Raw genomic sequence first — 18,681 nt, forward strand, 5'->3', positions numbered from 1 at the left:
TCAAAAAGTGCTTTATGCGAACTCTAGAGAGATATTAAAGTTGGGTGCAGAGTGCGTCAGGGCCCCAAGTGAGATAAAATCCACGCCCGTGGCAGCCACAGCGGCTAAACGCTCAACGTCAGTGCCAATATCACCCGAAGCCTCAATCAAAACCCGAGGACCTTCCTCACGGATAACGGCGACCGCCTGACGCATCTGCTCTAGCGTCATATTGTCTAACAGGATCACGTCTGCACCCGCTGCAATAGCAGTATGCACTTCATCTAACATCTCACACTCTACTTCAATTTTGAGCAGGTGCGGTGCATAGTGGCGTGCGGCAGCGACTGCCTCGGCAATGCCACCCCAGCTTTAATATGGTTATCTTTAATCAACACGCCATCACTTAAACCAAAGCGATGATTCTGACCACCACCCATTTGCACTGCCCTCTTCTCCAGAGCACGTAATCCAGGGGTCGTTTTACGTGTATCGAGGATGCGCGTCCGAGAACCCTCTAATGCCTGCACGCACTTCGCAGTTAAGGTAGCAATCCCAGAAAGCCTTCCCAGAAAATTGAGCGCCACACGTTCTGCGCTCAACAAGGAACGCGCAGGACCTTTTAACAGCAACAGATCCTGATTGGCTTGTACAGCGGCTCCATCATCCACCAATTGCTGAATTTGTATGCGTTCATCGACCTGACGAAAAACCTCACAGGCCACAGCAATCCCTGCCACCACACCAGACTTACGAGCCAGGATACGCGCCTCGGACCATTGATCCTCGGGGACCGTACTCAGCGTTGTAATATCAGCAAACGCCCCATCCTCTTCCAACGCCTGTGTAATCAGATCTACCGGTAGTTTATACATAAGAAATCGCCTCCTTCTGCAAGGCCATTGATCCATATGGATCAATGGGCAGAGGAACAAAAGCTAGATGTCGAGCAGCCAGATCTTGATCGGACAATTGATAATCCTGGCGCCAATGACTTCCCCGACTCTCACAACGTTCAAGTGCTGCAGTAATCACCAGTTCAGACACAAGCAACATATTCAATGTTTCTAAGCAAGACACATCTAATTCATCCAGCGACTGCACCTCTGCACGCAGTTCACGTACCTGCTGCTTCGCTAGCAAGAGTCCTTCATGATCGCGACAAAGAGAGACATACTCCCACATCAACTGCCGCACCTGGCGAGACACCTGTGCTGTTGACGGCTTGTGCGTCAGACGTGATGACGGAATGGACTCCAGATCATCTTCATAAACAAAGAACTGAGAAGAGTGCTGCAAAGAAGAGGTATGCTCCCACTGTAATTGATCCAGCGGTAAAAGATGATCCGCGATCCGAATACCATAGACCAATCCCTCCAACAACGAATTGCTGGCCAGACGATTGGCTCCATGAACTCCGGTACAGGAAACTTCACCAACAGCATAGAGCCCTTCAACAGTGGTCCGCCCATACGTATCCACCAGCACACCCCCCATACAATAGTGAGCCGCAGGTGCAATCGGCAAAAGATCGCTTGCCAGATCCAGGCCATATTGTTGACAGAGAGCTGAAATTGTCGGAAAACGCGCATGCATCTTCTGAGATGGTAGATGGCGTAAATCCAAATACTGACAATCAGTCTTTTCTGTCAGCATCTCGTTCAAAATTGCACGTGCCACCACATCGCGAGGAGCCAGTTCCTCTTGAGCACTATAGCGAGGCATAAAACGTTCACCAGCGTGATTGCGAAGATAAGCACCTTCCCCACGCACTGCCTCAGAGATCAAGTGAGACGAACCATCAGCAACCAGCACGGTTGGATGAAATTGCATAAATTCCAGATCCGCCAGGGCCGCGCCTGCCCGCCAGGCCAGCGCCAACCCATCAGCTGTCGCACCAGATGGATTCGAGGTATGGAGCCAGAGTCCACCTGCCCCTCCACTCGCCAGCACTACAGACTGAGCATACAGCTCAAAGGTCTCACCATTACTGCGAGTCGCCTGTAAACCCACACAGCGACCATCACGCAGTAATATATCCTGCACAAAGGTGTCTTCATATAATTCTATCGAGGAACGTGTCTGTATAGCAGCTAACAACGCACGTTCGATCTCTGCACCAGTTGCATCACCACCAGCATGTAAAACACGCCAGCGGCAGTGAGCACCTTCGCGGCCTAACAGCAGCCCATCAGGTGTCATATGTGCATCTTCTCCAGGCTGAGCGCGATCGAACTGGACACCCATTTCAATCAACCAGCGCACAGCATCTGGAGCTTGCTCAACCAGAATCCGTACCGCTTCTTCGTCACACAATCCAGCACCAGCAGCCAATGTATCCTGCAAATGAAGCTCGGGGCTATCATCATCCCCCAACGCCACAGCAAGCCCACCCTGCGCATAGCGTGTATTACTCTCACCAAGTTGTCCCTTGGTAAAGAGAGCGACACGTGTCTGCTCCGATAAACGTAAGGCCACTGAGAGTCCCGCGATGCCGCCACCAATAATCGCAACATCAAACGGTTGGCAGTGAGTCATGCCTTATTCTCCTTCGAATAAGTGTAACTTGTACACTTACGACTCAGACAAAAAAGAAAAGGTGTTTTCTATACACTAAGTCATACCTTTGGTGTAGAGTGTACCCTATTTTGGGGCGTTTGTCCATGCCAGATCATGCCAATCTGCCAATATCCTCGAATTTCCTTGTATAGTACGACTGTTCAGTTTTTTCCTCACAATACCTGAGCGTGTGTCTGAACCTCGCTTTTATGGGATACTTTGTCGCCAGGTTTTCGCGCCTGCGGCGCTCAAAATTTTAGGAGGTGGTGAAAAAGATCTAATACTAACCATCCATTTCTTCTTTGAAGTGCCTGCTGACATATGGGCCCTTTACATTAAAGTATTTTTATATTTATAGAAGAAGTGATTGTAGCTTGACAGCATATTGAAAGTATGGCATAGTGTTAAAAATGCAGTAGTTGGTCTATACAACCTATCGACTATAACAGCTAGCATTCTTAAAGGACCAGGGAAGGAGCCAGCGCCAACAAAAGCATTGCGTAAATATTTCTCGCAATATACTTTATGTCTCTTTCTTCACTTATCCTTCGGTAAAAGCATCTGATGGATCTTTCTTCGAGCAAGGCAAAAGGTATTTCAGATCAATTTTGCTTAAAAGCAGTATTTGGCATTGAGGGAGAAGAACAGAGAGCGATGGATGCTCCCTTTGTTCGCAGATGGCAAAGATGCTATTATAGCAAAATACCCTATTTACACCCATGCGGGCCCCAAACATAGCACATTGAGGAGAAATAAGCATGAGTACTGTTACACGGCGACAGTTTTTCATTGAAGGTGGTAAGGCGGTAGTGGGCACCAGCGCCCTGGCGGCGCTACTGGCAGCCTGCGGCGAGGCAGGTACAGGTTCCACCGCAACCCAGGACATTACGTTGAAGTACTGGACACTGGGCTATCAACCAGGTGGAGCTAATACCACTGGCAAACTCACTGATGCGGCAGTAGCAGCCTATAAGAAAAAACATGCCCATATTGATGTCAAAATTACCGGCTACACAGGTGATAATGCTGGCTTTACCAAGGTGACGCAGGCAGTCGGTGGTGGCGCTTCTGTAGATCTCTTCCGCTTCCCAGCCGATAATCTGCCTTTGCTGGTCAAACAGGGTATGGTTCAGCCTATCGATGATTATTTGACAGCCGATGATAAAGCTGATATGTATCCTAATCTGCTTGATGCGATCAAGTTTAATGGCAAAACATATGCCTGGCCACTGTGGGTTCCGCCTGTTGGTATGTATCTAAATCTGGATATCTTTAAAGAGCGTGGCGTACCTGTTCCTGATGATAACTGGACGTATGAGCAGTTTGTGGCAATTGCACAGAAATTGACCTTTACCCGCGCTAATGGACAAAAGGTCTATGGTTTTACAGGTGCGATCGATCCTGACCTGGTCAATACCTGGCCTATCATCATGGGCGATGGTGGCGTGCCGATTACTCCAGATAATAAGAAGTATGCCTTTGATACCCCTGAAGCCATCAGTGGTTTGCAGAAGTTGGCCGATCTGGCTCTGAAGTATAAAGTCACACCTCCTGACTTTGGTACACAATCTCCCGATGATATTGGCACTGGTTTTAGCCAGCACAAAAATTATGCCATGTACTGCGCACCCAGCGGGGACTCGGGTGGCTATGCAGCGATGAATATGAACTTTACGGTCAAGCCAATGCCCATTGGTAAACTTGGCAAGCATTTAACCACCGGTGGCATCGGTCTGATCGCGGTCGCGAAGTCAGGCAATACAGATAAGACAAAAGCTGCGATGGACATGGCACGCTACCTGACCGGCAGCGATGTTGCTAAAGATGTGCCCAAGTATTATCTGGCTCCAGGTGCCCGTAAATCGATTACAGTAACTGACCCCATCAATAAATTTACACCGTTTGTATCTTATACGTACCTCATGCCATTGATTTCGTCATGGGCGCAGGTTCGTACACTCATCCATACCCATATTCAAAATGCAGTTCTGGGCAAGGAAAAGCCAGAGCAGGCCTTCAAAGCTCCTGCAGATGAAATCAACTCCATTCTCTCCGATAATCAGTAAGTTCTGGCATCAGGAAAAGAACCGGGAGGTTTTCCCTCCTGGTGCTTTTCCGCCCTCTGCCTGGCATACTATGAAAAAGCAATCGTAAGACGCCGCTCACTCGATTGAATGGTATACCGTCGTTTTGAGTCTCGATGAGGAGGATGGCCATGTCGGACGTACAATTGGCAGAGGCAAAAACACGCCCTGCTTCCCGACCAAATCCCATTAAACGTTTCATTAAACAGCATGGTTGGAGTTATGCATTTGTACTACCCAGCATGCTTTGTTTCGCATTATTTACGCTGTTCCCGGTCGCCTGGGCCCTTATTATCTCTTTTCAACAGGGAGATATCGTTTCAGATAACCAGTGGGTTGGCTTCAAAAACTATTTACGGGCCTTTACCACCGATAGTGGTGTGTTTGTGAAGGCTATTCAAAACACACTGTACTATACGATATTAACAGTAGTCGCTAATATTTTGATCGCTCTGGCACTGGCAGCGTTGATCCAGGGTAGACATAAACATGTTAAAACCTTTTTCCTGGCCGCATTCTATCTGCCCGCGGTAACAAGTTCGGTCATCATAGCGGTGGTCTGGAAGTTTATCTACAATTCAGAGTATGGCTTCTTAAATTACCTGCTCAGTCTGGTACACATTGCTCCCATGCGCTGGCTTTCCGATCCTAATCTGGTCCTGAACAGCATCACACTCTCGACTATTCTAACGATTCCAGCCACAGGTATTGTCTTGTTCAATGCTGCGATGGGAAGTATCCCGCCGGAATATTATGAAGCAGCACGCCTGGATGGTGCTGGTCCGATTATGTGCTGGTGGCATATTACCCTGCCATTGATCAAGTCCACGACCCTTTATGTGGTTGTGTTGTATACCATTGCCAGTTTCCAGGTCTTTGAAAAAGTATTTATCCTGGTACCAAGCGGCGTCGGCAATAGCACACAGGTCATTGTAACCCAGATCTATCAAAACGCCTTCCAGCAGTTCCGCTATGGTATTGCATCGGCCCAGGCTTTCATCTTGTTCTTAATGATTGCCGCCGTCACGGTGGTCCAGTTCCGCTTTTTCAGAAGTGATGTGGAGTATTAAGTTATGGCACAGCATTCAGTTCACTTGAAACGCACAAGGAAACCAGTCAAATGGACAAGCATTATGGCCTGGATTATCCTGCTCATTGCAGCGGTAGTGGCTCTCTGGCCTATGTACTGGCTCTTCATTACAGCATTAACGCCAACAACATTTGCGATTAAAACACCGCCCGACCTTATTCCACTGCATGCCAGCATTGACAACTTTCAACGCTTGTTGACACAAGCCTCCGATTATTGGTCCTGGGGCAAAAATAGTATCATTATTGCGCTGACAATTACGATATTCCATATCTTTTTTGATACACTGGCTGGTTATGCCTTTGCCAAGAAAAACTTTCCCGGTAAGGATTTCTTGTTCTGGTTGCTGGTAGCGACGATGATGATTCCATCGTATGTGACTTTTATTCCGCTCTATGTAGAGACGCGCAACCTGGGCCTGCTCGACAATTTGCTGGCGGTAATCTTACCAGGACTGGCTGGCGTCTTTGGCATCTTTTTGATGCGCCAGTATATCCAGACGCTACCAACAGAACTGCTGGAGGCTGCCAGAATGGATGGTTGTGGTGAGCTTCGCGTCTTCTGGCACGTGATCTTGCCGCTCTCCAAACCAGCAGTAGGTGCCCTGGCTATCATGGTCTTCGTACAGCATTGGAACGATTTCTTCTGGCCACTGGTCGTCTTACAGTCAAGCAGTAACTATACCTTACCAGTTGGCGTGGCTGGCTTACAGGGTGAGTTTACCACGGACTTTGGTATTATTTTCGCCGGAGCAGCCCTGGCAGCCTTACCAATGATCATCTTCTTTATGATCTTCCAACGCAATTTCCTCAGTGGAGTGCGCATGGGAGCAATTAAGGGGTAATGGTATATGCGTGTAGTTGGAATGAATTCAGGCACCTCGGTTGATGGAATCAATCTTGCCCTTTGTGAGTTTTTGCCAGGACCTCAACTTGCTACCCTCTCTTGCCGTCTACTGGCACAAAAGGAATATCCGCACGAGCAGCAATTGCAGCAGCAGGTGCTACGGCTATGCCGCGCCAAACATGCGCCGCTGGATGAGTTGACTGAATTAAACTTTATCCTGGGAGAAGCTTTTGCGGCCGCCTTTTTGCGCTTTATAAAGGATGAAGAAATAGCAATCGAAGATATTGACGTAATTGCCTCACATGGGCAGACGCTCTACCATTTAGTAGAAGCTGGACGCACCCTCTCAACGCTCCAGATAGGAGAGGCTGCGGTGATTGCTCAACGGACAGGGATTACGACGGTCGCAGATTTTCGCGTGGCTGATATGGCAGCAGGGGGCCAGGGAGCCCCACTGGTCTCTTTCCTGGATGCACTGTTGTTCGCGGATGAGCAAAAAAATCGGGCACTGCAAAATATTGGTGGTATCGGCAATGTCACCTTCTTACCAGCAGGTCAGGGAAGTATAGGGGCCTATGCCTTTGATACCGGACCTGGCAATGTGTTGATTGATTATGGAGCACGCTACTTCACACAAGGTAAAGCTGGATTTGACCAGGATGGCAAGCTGGCACGCAGCGGCCAGCCCGATCAAAGATTAATCGCTGAGGTCCTGGTTCATCCTTATTTCCAGCAAGCACCACCAAAAACCACGGGCCGCGAACTGTTCGGTGACGCCTTTGCCGAAGCTATACTCAACAAGGCTCAGCAACGCCAACTCTCTATAGAGGATACTATGGCAACCCTGACAGCGATTACCGTCAAGAGCATTGCCCGGGCGTATCAAAACTTTGGGCCAGCCCGACTCGACGAGGTTATCGTCAGTGGCGGCGGCAGCTACAATCCAGTGCTCATGGAAGGTTTACAGGCAGCCCTACCCGATAGCCAGGTAAGTTCTTTTGATAGGCTGGGATTACCAGCCAGCGCCAAGGAAGCAGTTACATTTGCCCTGCTGGGTCATGAAGCTGTTCATGGTCGCTCAGCTAATTTGCCTCAATGTACAGGTGCCAGCACGCATACCATTCTAGGCAAGATCACACCGGGTAAAAACTACTTGCACGTACTGCAAAAACTGGCTAAGTCAGCCCGGCCTGATCCTGCACATCTGACCAGGCTAATCTTCGTCGGATCAGAGCAGGAATGAGCACAAAGCTAGAGCAGATGATAGATCCCGATAAGAGCTGATGCACAACAAAGGGCAGCAAAAACAACTGCGCTTCGAGCGCACGCTGTGATACAGATAGGATAGACTCATGCATACAACCCATCGGAAAGGGCCGTTACCACGCTACTATCAATTAAAAGAAATCATGCGCGAGAAAATCAATGCACAGGATTGGAAACCGGGTGATCTGATTCCTTCTGAACGGGAATTGAGTGAGCAGTATGGTATCAGCCGGATGACTGCACGACAGGCCATCACTGAATTGGTCAACGAAGGACTCTTCTACCGGGAACAAGGCAAAGGCACGTTTGTCAGTCGGCACAAAATCACACAGCAGTTAATGCATTTGACCGGCTTTACCGAGGATATTCGTGCACGTGGACAGCGTCCTACCACCCGGGTGCTATCAGCACAGATGTGTCCGGCAGATGAGACGACGGCCGAACATTTGCGCATCAAAACAGGTCAGCTCATTTTTACACTGCGGCGCTTACGTCTGGCCGATGATGAACCATTAGCCTTAGAAGTTTCGCACCTCAATTTTATCGGTTGCGAAAAATTGCTTGAAGAAGATCTGGAACACAATTCACTTTACCAATTGCTTGAAAACCAATATGGCCTGGTCCTTATCGAAGCGGAACAGGAACTTGAAGCGGGCCTGGTTGGGAACAAAGAGGCTGAACAACTTCAGCTACCATCGGGTAGTCCAGCCCTCTATACCTGCCGAACCGTCTATACTGAACGTAACGTACCAATTGAATATGCTCGCTCTATGTATTGCGGACATAAATATGTTTTCTATACCAGTCTGAAGCGCGAACAACTCCTGTCATAAGCATACGTTCACAGCAATATATATTTTTTGTTCATCAGATGGATATATTCAATAGAGCACCATATTTTTCCAGGGAGAATAACATATGTCACAGAAGCCGCTCCACACCGAACCAACCCTTGCGACGTTAGAGACCGAAAAAACAAATCCTGCAACCACCACCATTGACCAGATGAGTGGTCTGGAAATTGCTCAGACAATGAATGCGGAAGATGCCAGAGTTGCAGAGGCTATACAATCTGAATTACCTGGAATTGGACAGGCGATTGAAGGCATCGCAGAGCGGATGCTAAAAGGTGGGCGGCTGATCTATATTGGTGCCGGAACTTCAGGACGCCTGGGTATCCTGGACGCTTCTGAATGTCCCCCCACATTTAATACCGCACCCGAACAAGTCATCGGTGTCATCGCCGGTGGTGCCCGTGCCATTACCAGCGCCATCGAAGGTGCAGAAGATGATCCCAGCGCCGGAAAAATGGCCTTGACTGAACTCAATATCACGGCCCTTGATAGCGTCGTGGGCTTGGCCGCCAGCGGTCGTACTCCATATGTGCTGGGCGCAGTCGCCTATGCCAGAACGCAGGGGGCCCTCACGATTGGTATTGCCTGTAACGCGCAGGCTCCACTGGAAGGCGCCGTCGAGATCATGATCGCGCCTGTGGTTGGTCCCGAAGTCATCAGTGGTTCAACGCGCCTCAAAGCCGGCAGCGCCCAAAAGATGGTCCTGAATATGCTGAGCACAGGAGCCATGATCCGCCTCGGTAAGACCTATGGCAACCTGATGGTTGATGTGCGAGCGACCAACTATAAATTAGCACAACGAGCCGTTAAAATTGTGCAGCTTGCTACCAATTGTGAGCAAGCACGCGCAGAGTCATTGCTTAAAGAGGCCAATGGTGAAACAAAGATAGCCATCCTGATGGAGCTCACAAATATGTCAGCCGAACAGGCACGACAGGAATTGCATTCCCATGGACAGGTCTTGCGCACTACGCTCAATGCTCACGGCAATTAATATTACCAAAAAGACAAGAGAGCCTGTGTTACAGATACAGGCTCTTCTGTCTTCATTATCCCTGTTTTATCGCCGGTGGCTTAATCAGGTAAGTCAGTAACAGTCCAAGCAAACCACTCACAACAATCGAGCCAGCCGAAAGATGGATGGTCCAGATCACCCCGGTTGGGGTGGCGAATTGGAGCACCAGGAAATAGACCAGGAATAACAACATGGGTGCACACATCGCAAAGAGTCGATAATTAGTCAGCCGTTCTTCTGGATCAGGTCGCAACCATGCGTAGGCCACATCCGTCAATATTCCGGCCAGCGAAGCAATTACAATGCTAAGTACACTATCCCCCATTATCGCCATGACGATAGCAGTTACCCCCAGGAGAAGGTAAAGAAGCCAGGGAAAAGCCGCCAGCGTTGTACTGCAAAGAGAGCATAGCCAGTCACCAGTAAAGCTTGAAAATAAATACTGACCACGGCCAGCGATTGTCCAGTATTATTGCTGGTTGGCACATAGGTTGGCCAGAATTGCGTTAATGGCTGAAAGCTGGTCAAGATAATCGAAGGGAGAGCCATCAATAAAATCTGTGAGAGCACAAGATTCAAACGCTGAATGCCTTGCAGGCTTTTTCCGGTACGATGATAGAGCGCGCGATATGGGCTGGCCAGGAAAATACAGCCACATGCCATCAATAAAAGGTGCGTAGGACTCATCTCGGCATCAATGTTTTGTTCAATGCCAAAGAAAATATGCCAGAGCATATCCCCTACCCCACCAATCGCAAAGCCAGCTACAGCCAGCACAGTCAGTTCATAACCAGACGGAATCGCTTCACGCCAGGAGGATGTACGTGTACGATTGATACAGATCACCCCAAAGAGAACCAGGGCGGTTGCCAGGAAACCCGAATAGAGGACTGCGTGCCAGGGAGTAAAGAAGGTTTCCAGGCGGGCAAGATGGCTATGGGCCCAGGCATCTAAGCAGGCTCCTGCCAGAAACCACACGGTAGCCAGCGAAAAAAGAAGGTCAAAACGAGACCCTTCAATGCGATTTTTCTCCACCGGCAACGCCATACGTGTCGTAGCGTGAATCTTCATTCAGCTATTCTCCAATCAACTGTTACAGACACAGCATTAAAACTATAGGAAGCACAAACGGGCAGGTACATCATTTATGCACAGAAATAAAGCTGTTGACAATAGTTATATAAATCGTACTATAGGGCAGGAGAACATACAGGCAAGAAGTATGAGTTATCATCAAAGATTAACTTCTGGCAGGCACGTACGCCAATGGCGGAGGGGGTCCCGCCAACAACAAAACAATTATGCACAAGGTTTACTGGTGTGGCTCCTTTTTCTGTTTGAATGGTGGTAGTAGGCAAGCCAGCATACTGTTGATACACCTTGACCTGCTTATCATAAAAGTTCCACTGGCTGTGCTCAATGACTTCCTGATGATCAAGAATGGTGATCGAGGAACCCTCACGGCCATAGACAGGTTTGACAACATACTGTCCAGTAAAGATGGATTGCCCTTGAGCATCCAGAGGACTCAGATATGTTGGCAGGATATATTGCTCAATCCAATCATGTTCCTCAGTTGTAAAGAGTTCGCTCTGGGCCAGGTGCAGAGCCCATAAGATGGCGACCAGGGCTTTATTCTGCAAGACAAATGAGATCGGCGGATTAATGACAGCCAGCCGTCTTTGCCGTACCAATTCCATCAAAGCCAGCCCTACTGGCGTTCCATCAACATCTTCATCCAGCATCAGATGTTCAGTTGGATACAGTTTATAGAGTACATCCACCCGCTCGCCGTCAGTGGTAAACAGTCCGTTTCGTTTTACACGCAATTCGTTCAGACCACGAAACGAGGTCCGATATGCTATGTCGCCACTGCTCAGGAGTAGATTGTGGTAAAACTCTGTGGTTGTGCGCTCTTCTTTGCGGTGAGCATAAGCGCTAAAGACCACCGAGCGACCACCATCAGTATAGGGCTCAACCCAGGCCAGGCCAGCATCAATGGCAGCCCGGATTGATTGCAGCAGTTGCTGCTGACAATGCAAATTAGGGTCAGGAAGTCCAAAATCTGTGCATACCTGACCATTCATATGAAATAGCTCCACCACAAAGGTTGGGGTCTCAGCATTGAACTCGAGTAATTTGGGACCATCAGCACTCATGACAAATTCAAAGCGACCACACATCACATCAGGCATCTCTGGCATGACAGTACGCACATAAGGTATTGTCGATGGAGGGATGCCCATCTCAATGAGCGGCTGGTTATCCGCTTGTTGAAACAAGCGGGCCAGCCGTGTCATCAGGGTATAGAGACGTGCTGATGCGGTACGTAGCATTTCAGCATGCTCATGCGAGACTTCGAGGGCCCCATAGACAGCATATTCTTCGACACTCTCGCCAGGCAGGGTTCCCCAGAATGAGGGGAACCGGTTATAGTAGGCACGTCGCCACTCACGATAAGCATTGGCAAAGTGGTGACCTTCGGGAGATGATCTCTGTTCAAAAGTTTAGCCTCCCTCACCACCTCCATGTCCTCCACCTCCACTTTCGCCACCACCGCTTTCACCGCTGCCACCCTTACTCCCACCACCAACACCACCATTACCATCCTCACCACCTATACCATGGGCACCAGGATTCGGATGGACGCCATCATCACTGGGCACCCAACCTCCACGATTTGGTATCCACAGGTAATGTGAACCACCACTGCTGGTACAGGAAACTTGTTTTGTATCTTTGGGGTTATCAGGTGTAGGGCAGGGAGAATCACTATTACTACAGGCACTCAACGGCCCAAGTAATGCCGCGCTGAGCCCAATTACAGAAACAAAGCGGGCCATATCGGCGGGAAGATGACGAATATTGCGTTCGGGCTGGGTAGCCAACGGCTTGAATACGACATCTTTGATTACCGAAAAAACAGCATGATCTGGTTTCGCATCGGATATCTTCTGGTCCTGGAGATGTTTGTCTGCAGCCTGCATGTTGCTGGAATTCACTTGAGACTGCGATTCCAGTGACCAGGAAGAATTTCTTCCTTCAGTCATAAATTTTTTCTCTTTTTCAATAACAATAAATTAATAGTTTTTTGGCATAGCCACTTAATGAATGATAGAGCATAGTTCAGTTATAAATGGCGGCTATCATTAAAAAGCGTGTAAAAATAATGCCTTACGACATTATCTTGCTACTTCTAGTAAAAACGTTGTTACTAACCAACCATCAAATCAGCGTACGTTGCGATAGTAGCGCATTTTATGAATGCTGCTGCTTATCCAGAGTTCTCTTAAGTACACCTAGCAGGACAATTGTCCCGAACCAGGCGCCAGTGATCAGCCAGCTACGCCGTTTGGCATGTTTGTCATTGAGCATGTTATTCCTCTTTTCTGGCTACCTGACCAATGTTATTATATGCACGCGAGGTCATATCCATATAAGGAGAAATCAAGGACTCTGCGAAAGGTGCGGCCGGCTCAACTCGTCCACTCACATGATCAACCGGTTTAGAGGGTTGATCCGTGGGAAGAACCATGATGCGACGAATAAGATTATTCATAACCAGCATATTACGTTCTGCCAGTATCTGGTGAGGCACAAATGTATACAGGGGACTCTGCATGGCTGCACGCTGCTGCTGGATCTGCTCTGGCTGATGGCCATAGCGCTGGCAGGCTGACTGAACTTGCCGGGACAGCTCATCTGGAGTTAAAGAAGATAGAGCATCAAGCATCTGCAGGAAATTCATGCCGCGATTCAATAACACTTGTCGACCATGCAATAGACGCTGGAGTTGCTTCTCCGAAGTGCCCGCCTGCTGGGCTTCCTGAATCTGACGTGTGATATCCGCGATCGGCAACAAATTCAGTTTACGATATAAGAAACTCACCACCCCGGCCAGATCGCCGTGCTCCTGCCAATCCTGAAGCAATTGCAGACATTGCAAACCATCATATTCCTTGACTGATCGAGCAATACTCAAGAGACTCGTTTTGCACTCGCCAACCCACAGGGCATGTAAGTATTGCACCACATCGTCTACCGTTAAATGCTCCAGGCGTTCCTGCCCGTGAATTGCCTCGATGAAAAGAAAGCTGCGCTCGAATTCTGGTTGAAGCTGCTCAAAAGCAGTAAGTTTTTGCTCCACCAGTTCTGGACGTTCTATCCCTGTGGTCATATTACTCCTCCTCTCTGAAATTATACAATTATATAAACAAAATCGTCTGGTAGCCTCTATCAGTTTGACGAAACAACGTCAAAGTTCAATAGCTAAAGCGCGGCAATTTTGCTAGCCACGACCAGAAGCGTTCATGATGGCTTTTCAAATAGCAGATAAAGCAAATATATAAGCTACTCATAAAGCACGGTTGAGAACGCCGAATGGAGACATTTGGAGATCTAAAAACGCAGACAAAAACAAAAACACCTACCTCGTCATTGGTGAGGTAGGCATTCAAACAAGAGGAGTAACGAAGTTAATCGATCGCAATCTTTCCTTCTGTGACTTCACCTTGAATATCAATTTTGAACACGCGAGCATAGGGGGGCTGTGGATGGTGGCGGTGTGAAAAGATAATATACAGGTAGCCGCTCCGTTTTGCGTACTCGATATCGCGCGCCGAAGGATAGGCTTCAGTGATAGGATGCGAATGATAATAAATCAGATCACCATCATACGTATCAATATCGTTATAAATACGCACCATATCACTCTCGCTGATAATAGAGAAATCGTCTGGATGCTCGGCGACATTGGCAGTAGGATAATTTTTGACGACCCGCTCTGCCAGGCTACCAAGCGCTCCACAGGTCTCGTCAGGATAACCAGCACTGACATGTTCTACCATCTCTTGATAGATAGTAGAAGGAACATGAATTACAAAACGTGCATCAACTACCATAATATTTTCGCCTCTAGTTCCTCTTCGATCTGCTCGACCGAACGGGTCCAGAGATCTTCGCTCAAATACTTCCAACCACCATCGGCCAGCAAGACGACAATCTTACCCTGCTCCATACTACTGGCAACACGCAAAGCCGCCTGTAGAGAAGCCCCACAGGATGGCCCCGCAAAGATACCTTCCTGGTCCTTCAACTGTCGGGTGCGGCGAATAGAGTCACTGCTAGAAACAAGAATCTTGCCATCCAGGAGAGACTGATCCAGTACAGGTGGAACAAATCCATCCTGTAAACTGCGTAGTCCCTGTACCCCATCACCCTGCATTGGCTCAGCGGCTACAATACGAATAGCAGGATTGTATTCTTTCAAGCGCCGGGCATTGCCCGTCAGAGTACCACCTGTACCGAGTCCGGCCACAAAAACATCCAGTTCAGGCAGATCGCGGATAATCTCAACTGCGGTACCTTCATAGTGAGCCCGGGGATTGGCTGGATTGCCATATTGATAAAGCATGACATAGTGGTCATCCGTCTGTGCCAGTTCTTTAGCCAGTTTGACCGCTCCATTACTCCCCAGGCGGCCATCTGAATACACGATCTTTGCGCCATACAGCTCAAGCATCTGACGACGTTCGCTGGTGACATTATCGGGCATCACAGCAACAAAAGGATAGCCTTTGACGCGTGCGATCATCGCCAGTGCAATACCAGTGTTACCACTCGTCGGTTCCAATAGAATCGAGCCGGGGCGCAATGTTCCGTTCGCCTCGGCCTCCTCAATCATCTGCCTGGCCACACGATCCTTCACACTACCAGTAGGATTGTTTCCTTCGAGTTTGGCATAAATCTCTACTCCGGGACGCGGGCTGAAGCTTTTTAGTTCGACAAGTGGCGTATTCCCGATGGTCTCCAACAAGCTGCCGTAGCGCATGCGTCTTTTCTCCTAGCGTCCACCCGCCATCGCAGGCAGCAGGGTAATCGTATCATTAGCCTCTACAGCCGTCTGTAGACCCTGTAGATAGCGCACATCCTGATCATTGATATACACATTCACAAAGCGGCTCAGATCTTGCTCCGGCTGAATCTGCTCCTTCAATGAGGGATGGTTTTGATACAGGTTATTCAAGACTTCAGCCAGGGTACTACCCTGGGCGCTCACTTGCTTTGAGCCGCCTGCATACGAACGCAGAACAGGTGCTAAACGGATATTTGCCATGGTTAATGTATTCCTTCCATAAAATATTTCTGCTAGACAGTAGTGGTGATGTGACCGGACAGGTCAAACACCATCACTACTTCAAACTTTTACGCTGGTATGGCGCACACATCGGCATAGGTAGGTAGATCTTCAGGATGTCCATGCTCGCCACACGCGGGGCACTTAGGATCGCGGAAGAGGCGTAACTCCATAAACTCACCGGAGAGAGCGTCATAGGTCAGCAGACGGCCAACCAGTGGCTCACCAATACCCAGGAGTACTTTAATGGCCTCGGTAGCCTGCAACAGGCCAATAATGCCAGGTAATACACCAAGGACACCGGCTTCAGCACAGCTAGGCGCCAGAGCTGGTGGTGGTGGCTCTGGATAGAGACAGCGATAGCAGGGGCCTTCATATGGCTTGAAAACAGTTACCTGTCCCTCAAAACGGAAGACACTACCATGAACTACCGGCTTATTATAGATAAGAGCAGCATCATTGAGCATATAACGGGTAGGGAAATTATCCGTCCCGTCAATGATCAAATCATATTCAGAGACCAGTTGCTTTACATTGGTCTCATCCAGCCGTTCAATATATGTATTGACCTTTACATCTGGATTCAGAGCATTGATGGTTGTGCGCGCCGACTCGGCTTTATATTGTCCAATACGCTCGGTATTGTGGATGACCTGACGCTGTAAATTGCTGTCATCTACCACATCTGCATCAATGATACCGATGGTACCCACACCAGCCGCCGCCAGATAAAGAGCGGCAGGAGAACCCAGACCACCAGCACCAATAAAGAGTACTTTGGCATCCAGCAATTTTAACTGACCCTGCTCACCAACCTCGGGCACTAACAGATGTCGGCTATAGCGTTTTGTTTGAGCTTCGTTCAACGTGCGAGGCTGTGTAAAACCTAAGCCACTGCCCTTCCATTGTCCAAACCCACCAGCCATCGAGACCACATCCTGGTATCCCATCTGCTGTAAGGTGTTGCCAGCCATGAGTGAACGAACGCCACCAGCACAGTATAAGACAACCTTTTTTGATTTATCGGGAACGCTTTCTTCAATCTGTGATTCAAGATGTCCCCGAGGCACATGCACCGCACCTGGAATGTATCCTTCATTCCATTCATTCTTCTCACGAACGTCTACCAGAGTAAAATCTGCATCGCCTTGCTTACGCTGGCCTAATGCTTCGTTTACCTGTGACGCCGACCACTCGGGCACATGTTGTCGTGCTTGCCGCAGGATCTCGCGAAAAGCCTCACCCATGTTACATCACCTCATTGTTGACTAAGTATATCAAATTAGTTTTAAACTTTCTAACCAAAGAGTACCATGTTCAAATTTTTCTTGTCAAGGAAGTTGAGCTAATGCTCAATGCAGACACGCACGTTGCACATGGGCCACTGCACAGGTTAGATAGGAGATTACGTTTAAGAAGTTTCCTCTAGCTATTGAATAGCAATGTCATTCAGAGGTATAAACAGTTCAAACTCACAAAATTATTCCTGAATCAGAGCTTTTTATAAAAAGAAGGCCCGCCAGGCTCAAATGGTAAAAGCTGGCAGGCTCTCTATATGCTTTATCGCCCTCTTCTTGCTGCTTACCTGCTCAAAAAGCTTTAGTTTTGGAGAGAAAGTTCACGCGTTGAGAGCTGAAAAATGTTATCTCTTTCCATGTTTTCAAGCGCCTTGCGTGCGGCTTGAGCCGTACCAACTTTGAAGGATGGCGCTTGCATTTCCTGAAAAACTGGTTCAAGATACGGCTTAAGCTTATGATAGCGGGTATAGAGCTGATGAAAGACATAGGAAGCAGTTTCGGCTAACCAGGGAGAGGTTTCCTGAAACATTAAAAGGTACAAGAGGGGTTGAACGCCTTGCTTGCCAAATTGTACCAGTTCCCTGGCAGCCATCCAGGCAACGCCGTGATCGGGATCATTCAAGCTTTGCGCCAGGATAGGAACGGCACGTTCATCATTGATCTCACCCAGCGCACGAATACAATACCAACGAGTCCAGGCTGAGGCGCTACCACATTCAGCAATCAGAGCAGGTACTGCCCAACCACCCAGTTGAACCAGGGATTGAAAGATCTGAATACCAAGCTGCTCATCAGCACTACGCAGGGCAGTAATAAGCACGGGCACAGCATCAGGTGTGCCGACATGTCCCAGAGCTTTTGCTGCCTGCAAACGCACTTCGTAGTCCACATCATTTAAAGCTTCTATCAAAGCCTCAGCATCGTTACGTCCAGCGATCAAGCCCAGGATATGGGCGGCGTTTGCCCGCAACGCTGGACGTGGTGAATGCAGAGCATGCAACAAAACACGTCGTGCTCGCTCGATATTCATCCCAGAACCAGGCATAAACAGGGTCCGCAAACGCATACGTGCATACGCTGAACGCAAAGGCAAAGGTACAACAAAAGGTTTCCCAGCCCAGGTGCCCTGAGCGATAAATTCTAAAAGATGATCAGCCAGACGATCATCATCCAGGGAAGAAACCGCGACTACGGCCCGTGGATCATTTTTCAGGATCCAGATCATCAAACGCCAGGCAGCAGCCCGACTGCCAGCGGCAGCCTCACGAGCTAATACCTGCGGTGACGTTTCTCCAACAGGAGGCGTGGCGTCAGAAACTGGTGGCATTGGTGGAAGGGGCGGTTGCTCCCGCGAGATGTTCCCATAATTTTGCGCAGAAAAATCCGAAGAGGGCGTCATCATTACACCTCACGATATACCGAGCACTATCAGTACAGTAGCAATGAACACAATAACGCACCATCACGGAAGGGAGACTTACTCAAAGAGACAGTACTGCAGTATACCACATAGTGTATCAAGATAAATCAAAGGACATCAAAAAATTGAGAGGA

At 48.7% G+C, this 18,681-nt stretch carries 19 protein-coding genes; 6 read left to right on the top strand and 13 right to left on the bottom strand.

What is annotated here, in order from left to right:
* Nucleotides 1-12: 12 nt before the first annotated feature.
* From KDW_RS34750 to nadB, 3 genes are read right to left on the bottom strand one after another with little or no spacing between them, the layout of a single operon-like run.
* The gene (locus KDW_RS34750; RefSeq protein ID WP_307767747.1) at nucleotides 13-339 is read right to left on the bottom strand and encodes a nicotinate-nucleotide diphosphorylase; all 327 of its coding nucleotides are present in this window, start codon (nucleotides 337-339) and stop codon (nucleotides 13-15) included.
* The gene (gene nadC, locus KDW_RS01525; protein WP_269822414.1) at nucleotides 279-854 is read right to left on the bottom strand and encodes a carboxylating nicotinate-nucleotide diphosphorylase; all 576 of its coding nucleotides are present in this window, start codon (nucleotides 852-854) and stop codon (nucleotides 279-281) included. The genes KDW_RS34750 and nadC overlap by 61 nt, the downstream gene beginning before the upstream one ends.
* On the bottom strand, nucleotides 847-2,517 hold the full coding sequence (nadB, locus tag KDW_RS01530) for an L-aspartate oxidase (RefSeq protein ID WP_151754330.1): 1,671 nt from the start codon (nucleotides 2,515-2,517) through the stop codon (nucleotides 847-849). Before nadB ends, nadC begins: the two co-directional genes overlap by 8 nt.
* Nucleotides 2,518-3,296: 779 nt before the next feature.
* On the opposite strand from nadB, the gene KDW_RS01535 reads away from it, so the two are divergent.
* From KDW_RS01535 to murQ, 6 genes are all read left to right on the top strand, one after another.
* The gene (locus tag KDW_RS01535; protein WP_151754331.1) at nucleotides 3,297-4,604 is read left to right on the top strand and encodes an ABC transporter substrate-binding protein; all 1,308 of its coding nucleotides are present in this window, start codon (nucleotides 3,297-3,299) and stop codon (nucleotides 4,602-4,604) included.
* 149 nt (nucleotides 4,605-4,753) lie between these two features.
* On the top strand, nucleotides 4,754-5,692 hold the full coding sequence (locus tag KDW_RS01540) for a carbohydrate ABC transporter permease (protein WP_151754332.1): 939 nt from the start codon (nucleotides 4,754-4,756) through the stop codon (nucleotides 5,690-5,692).
* A 3-nt stretch (nucleotides 5,693-5,695) separates the two neighbouring features.
* On the top strand, nucleotides 5,696-6,556 hold the full coding sequence (locus KDW_RS01545; protein ID WP_151754333.1) for a carbohydrate ABC transporter permease: 861 nt from the start codon (nucleotides 5,696-5,698) through the stop codon (nucleotides 6,554-6,556).
* A gap of 6 nt (nucleotides 6,557-6,562) precedes the next feature.
* Nucleotides 6,563-7,801 carry an anhydro-N-acetylmuramic acid kinase gene (locus KDW_RS01550; protein WP_151754334.1) on the top strand — a complete coding sequence of 413 codons (1,239 nt, stop codon included), beginning with the start codon at nucleotides 6,563-6,565 and terminating at the stop codon, nucleotides 7,799-7,801.
* Between the two features lie 109 nt (nucleotides 7,802-7,910).
* Nucleotides 7,911-8,657 (top strand): GntR family transcriptional regulator, encoded by a 747-nt coding sequence (locus KDW_RS01555; RefSeq protein WP_151754335.1) that lies wholly within the window; start codon nucleotides 7,911-7,913, stop codon nucleotides 8,655-8,657.
* A gap of 85 nt (nucleotides 8,658-8,742) precedes the next feature.
* A complete protein-coding gene (murQ, locus tag KDW_RS01560; RefSeq protein ID WP_151754336.1) occupies nucleotides 8,743-9,672 on the top strand; it encodes an N-acetylmuramic acid 6-phosphate etherase in 930 nt (309 codons plus the stop codon).
* 55 nt (nucleotides 9,673-9,727) lie between these two features.
* On the opposite strand, the gene KDW_RS01565 is transcribed toward murQ, so the two are convergent.
* The 10 genes from KDW_RS01565 to KDW_RS01610 form a co-directional block, all read right to left on the bottom strand.
* Nucleotides 9,728-10,027: a hypothetical protein gene (locus KDW_RS01565; protein ID WP_151754337.1), complete on the bottom strand. Its 300-nt coding sequence runs from the start codon at nucleotides 10,025-10,027 to the stop codon at nucleotides 9,728-9,730.
* Between the two features lie 11 nt (nucleotides 10,028-10,038).
* A complete protein-coding gene (locus tag KDW_RS01570; RefSeq protein ID WP_151754338.1) occupies nucleotides 10,039-10,764 on the bottom strand; it encodes a hypothetical protein in 726 nt (241 codons plus the stop codon).
* 119 nt (nucleotides 10,765-10,883) lie between these two features.
* A complete protein-coding gene (locus tag KDW_RS01575; protein ID WP_151754339.1) occupies nucleotides 10,884-12,098 on the bottom strand; it encodes a glutathionylspermidine synthase family protein in 1,215 nt (404 codons plus the stop codon).
* Nucleotides 12,099-12,200: 102 nt separating this feature from the next.
* Nucleotides 12,201-12,743 (bottom strand): hypothetical protein, encoded by a 543-nt coding sequence (locus KDW_RS01580; protein ID WP_151754340.1) that lies wholly within the window; start codon nucleotides 12,741-12,743, stop codon nucleotides 12,201-12,203.
* 326 nt (nucleotides 12,744-13,069) lie between these two features.
* Nucleotides 13,070-13,870 (bottom strand): hypothetical protein, encoded by an 801-nt coding sequence (locus KDW_RS01585; RefSeq protein ID WP_151754341.1) that lies wholly within the window; start codon nucleotides 13,868-13,870, stop codon nucleotides 13,070-13,072.
* A gap of 298 nt (nucleotides 13,871-14,168) precedes the next feature.
* Complete coding sequence (locus KDW_RS01590) at nucleotides 14,169-14,594, bottom strand: M67 family metallopeptidase (RefSeq protein ID WP_151754342.1); 426 nt, start codon at nucleotides 14,592-14,594, stop codon at nucleotides 14,169-14,171.
* Nucleotides 14,588-15,523: a PLP-dependent cysteine synthase family protein gene (locus tag KDW_RS01595; protein ID WP_151754343.1), complete on the bottom strand. Its 936-nt coding sequence runs from the start codon at nucleotides 15,521-15,523 to the stop codon at nucleotides 14,588-14,590. Before KDW_RS01595 ends, KDW_RS01590 begins: the two co-directional genes overlap by 7 nt.
* 12 nt (nucleotides 15,524-15,535) lie before the next feature.
* Nucleotides 15,536-15,808 carry a MoaD/ThiS family protein gene (locus KDW_RS01600; RefSeq protein WP_151754344.1) on the bottom strand — a complete coding sequence of 91 codons (273 nt, stop codon included), beginning with the start codon at nucleotides 15,806-15,808 and terminating at the stop codon, nucleotides 15,536-15,538.
* 89 nt (nucleotides 15,809-15,897) lie between these two features.
* Nucleotides 15,898-17,076, bottom strand: coding sequence for a molybdopterin-synthase adenylyltransferase MoeB (gene moeB / locus KDW_RS01605; protein WP_151754345.1), 1,179 nt, complete (start codon nucleotides 17,074-17,076; stop codon nucleotides 15,898-15,900).
* Nucleotides 17,077-17,428: 352 nt separating this feature from the next.
* Nucleotides 17,429-18,526: a HEAT repeat domain-containing protein gene (locus KDW_RS01610; RefSeq protein ID WP_162004860.1), complete on the bottom strand. Its 1,098-nt coding sequence runs from the start codon at nucleotides 18,524-18,526 to the stop codon at nucleotides 17,429-17,431.
* Nucleotides 18,527-18,681: the final 155 nt, after the last annotated feature.

This window comes from Dictyobacter vulcani (assembly GCF_008974265.1).
GTDB classification, from domain to species: domain Bacteria; phylum Chloroflexota; class Ktedonobacteria; order Ktedonobacterales; family Ktedonobacteraceae; genus Dictyobacter; species Dictyobacter vulcani.

Coding starts and splice junctions, on each gene's coding strand:
- nadC (WP_269822414.1), bottom strand. CDS start 854: ATGTATAAACTACCGGTAGATCTGATTACACAGGCGTTGGAAGAGGAT.
- nadB (WP_151754330.1), bottom strand. CDS start 2,517: ATGACTCACTGCCAACCGTTTGATGTTGCGATTATTGGTGGCGGCATC.
- KDW_RS01535 (WP_151754331.1), top strand. CDS start 3,297: ATGAGTACTGTTACACGGCGACAGTTTTTCATTGAAGGTGGTAAGGCG.
- KDW_RS01540 (WP_151754332.1), top strand. CDS start 4,754: ATGTCGGACGTACAATTGGCAGAGGCAAAAACACGCCCTGCTTCCCGA.
- KDW_RS01545 (WP_151754333.1), top strand. CDS start 5,696: ATGGCACAGCATTCAGTTCACTTGAAACGCACAAGGAAACCAGTCAAA.
- KDW_RS01550 (WP_151754334.1), top strand. CDS start 6,563: ATGCGTGTAGTTGGAATGAATTCAGGCACCTCGGTTGATGGAATCAAT.
- KDW_RS01555 (WP_151754335.1), top strand. CDS start 7,911: ATGCATACAACCCATCGGAAAGGGCCGTTACCACGCTACTATCAATTA.
- murQ (WP_151754336.1), top strand. CDS start 8,743: ATGTCACAGAAGCCGCTCCACACCGAACCAACCCTTGCGACGTTAGAG.
- KDW_RS01565 (WP_151754337.1), bottom strand. CDS start 10,027: ATGGCGATAATGGGGGATAGTGTACTTAGCATTGTAATTGCTTCGCTG.
- KDW_RS01570 (WP_151754338.1), bottom strand. CDS start 10,764: ATGAAGATTCACGCTACGACACGTATGGCGTTGCCGGTGGAGAAAAAT.
- KDW_RS01580 (WP_151754340.1), bottom strand. CDS start 12,743: ATGACTGAAGGAAGAAATTCTTCCTGGTCACTGGAATCGCAGTCTCAA.
- KDW_RS01585 (WP_151754341.1), bottom strand. CDS start 13,870: ATGACCACAGGGATAGAACGTCCAGAACTGGTGGAGCAAAAACTTACT.
- KDW_RS01590 (WP_151754342.1), bottom strand. CDS start 14,594: ATGGTAGTTGATGCACGTTTTGTAATTCATGTTCCTTCTACTATCTAT.
- KDW_RS01595 (WP_151754343.1), bottom strand. CDS start 15,523: ATGCGCTACGGCAGCTTGTTGGAGACCATCGGGAATACGCCACTTGTC.
- KDW_RS01600 (WP_151754344.1), bottom strand. CDS start 15,808: ATGGCAAATATCCGTTTAGCACCTGTTCTGCGTTCGTATGCAGGCGGC.
- moeB (WP_151754345.1), bottom strand. CDS start 17,076: ATGGGTGAGGCTTTTCGCGAGATCCTGCGGCAAGCACGACAACATGTG.
- KDW_RS01610 (WP_162004860.1), bottom strand. CDS start 18,526: ATGACGCCCTCTTCGGATTTTTCTGCGCAAAATTATGGGAACATCTCG.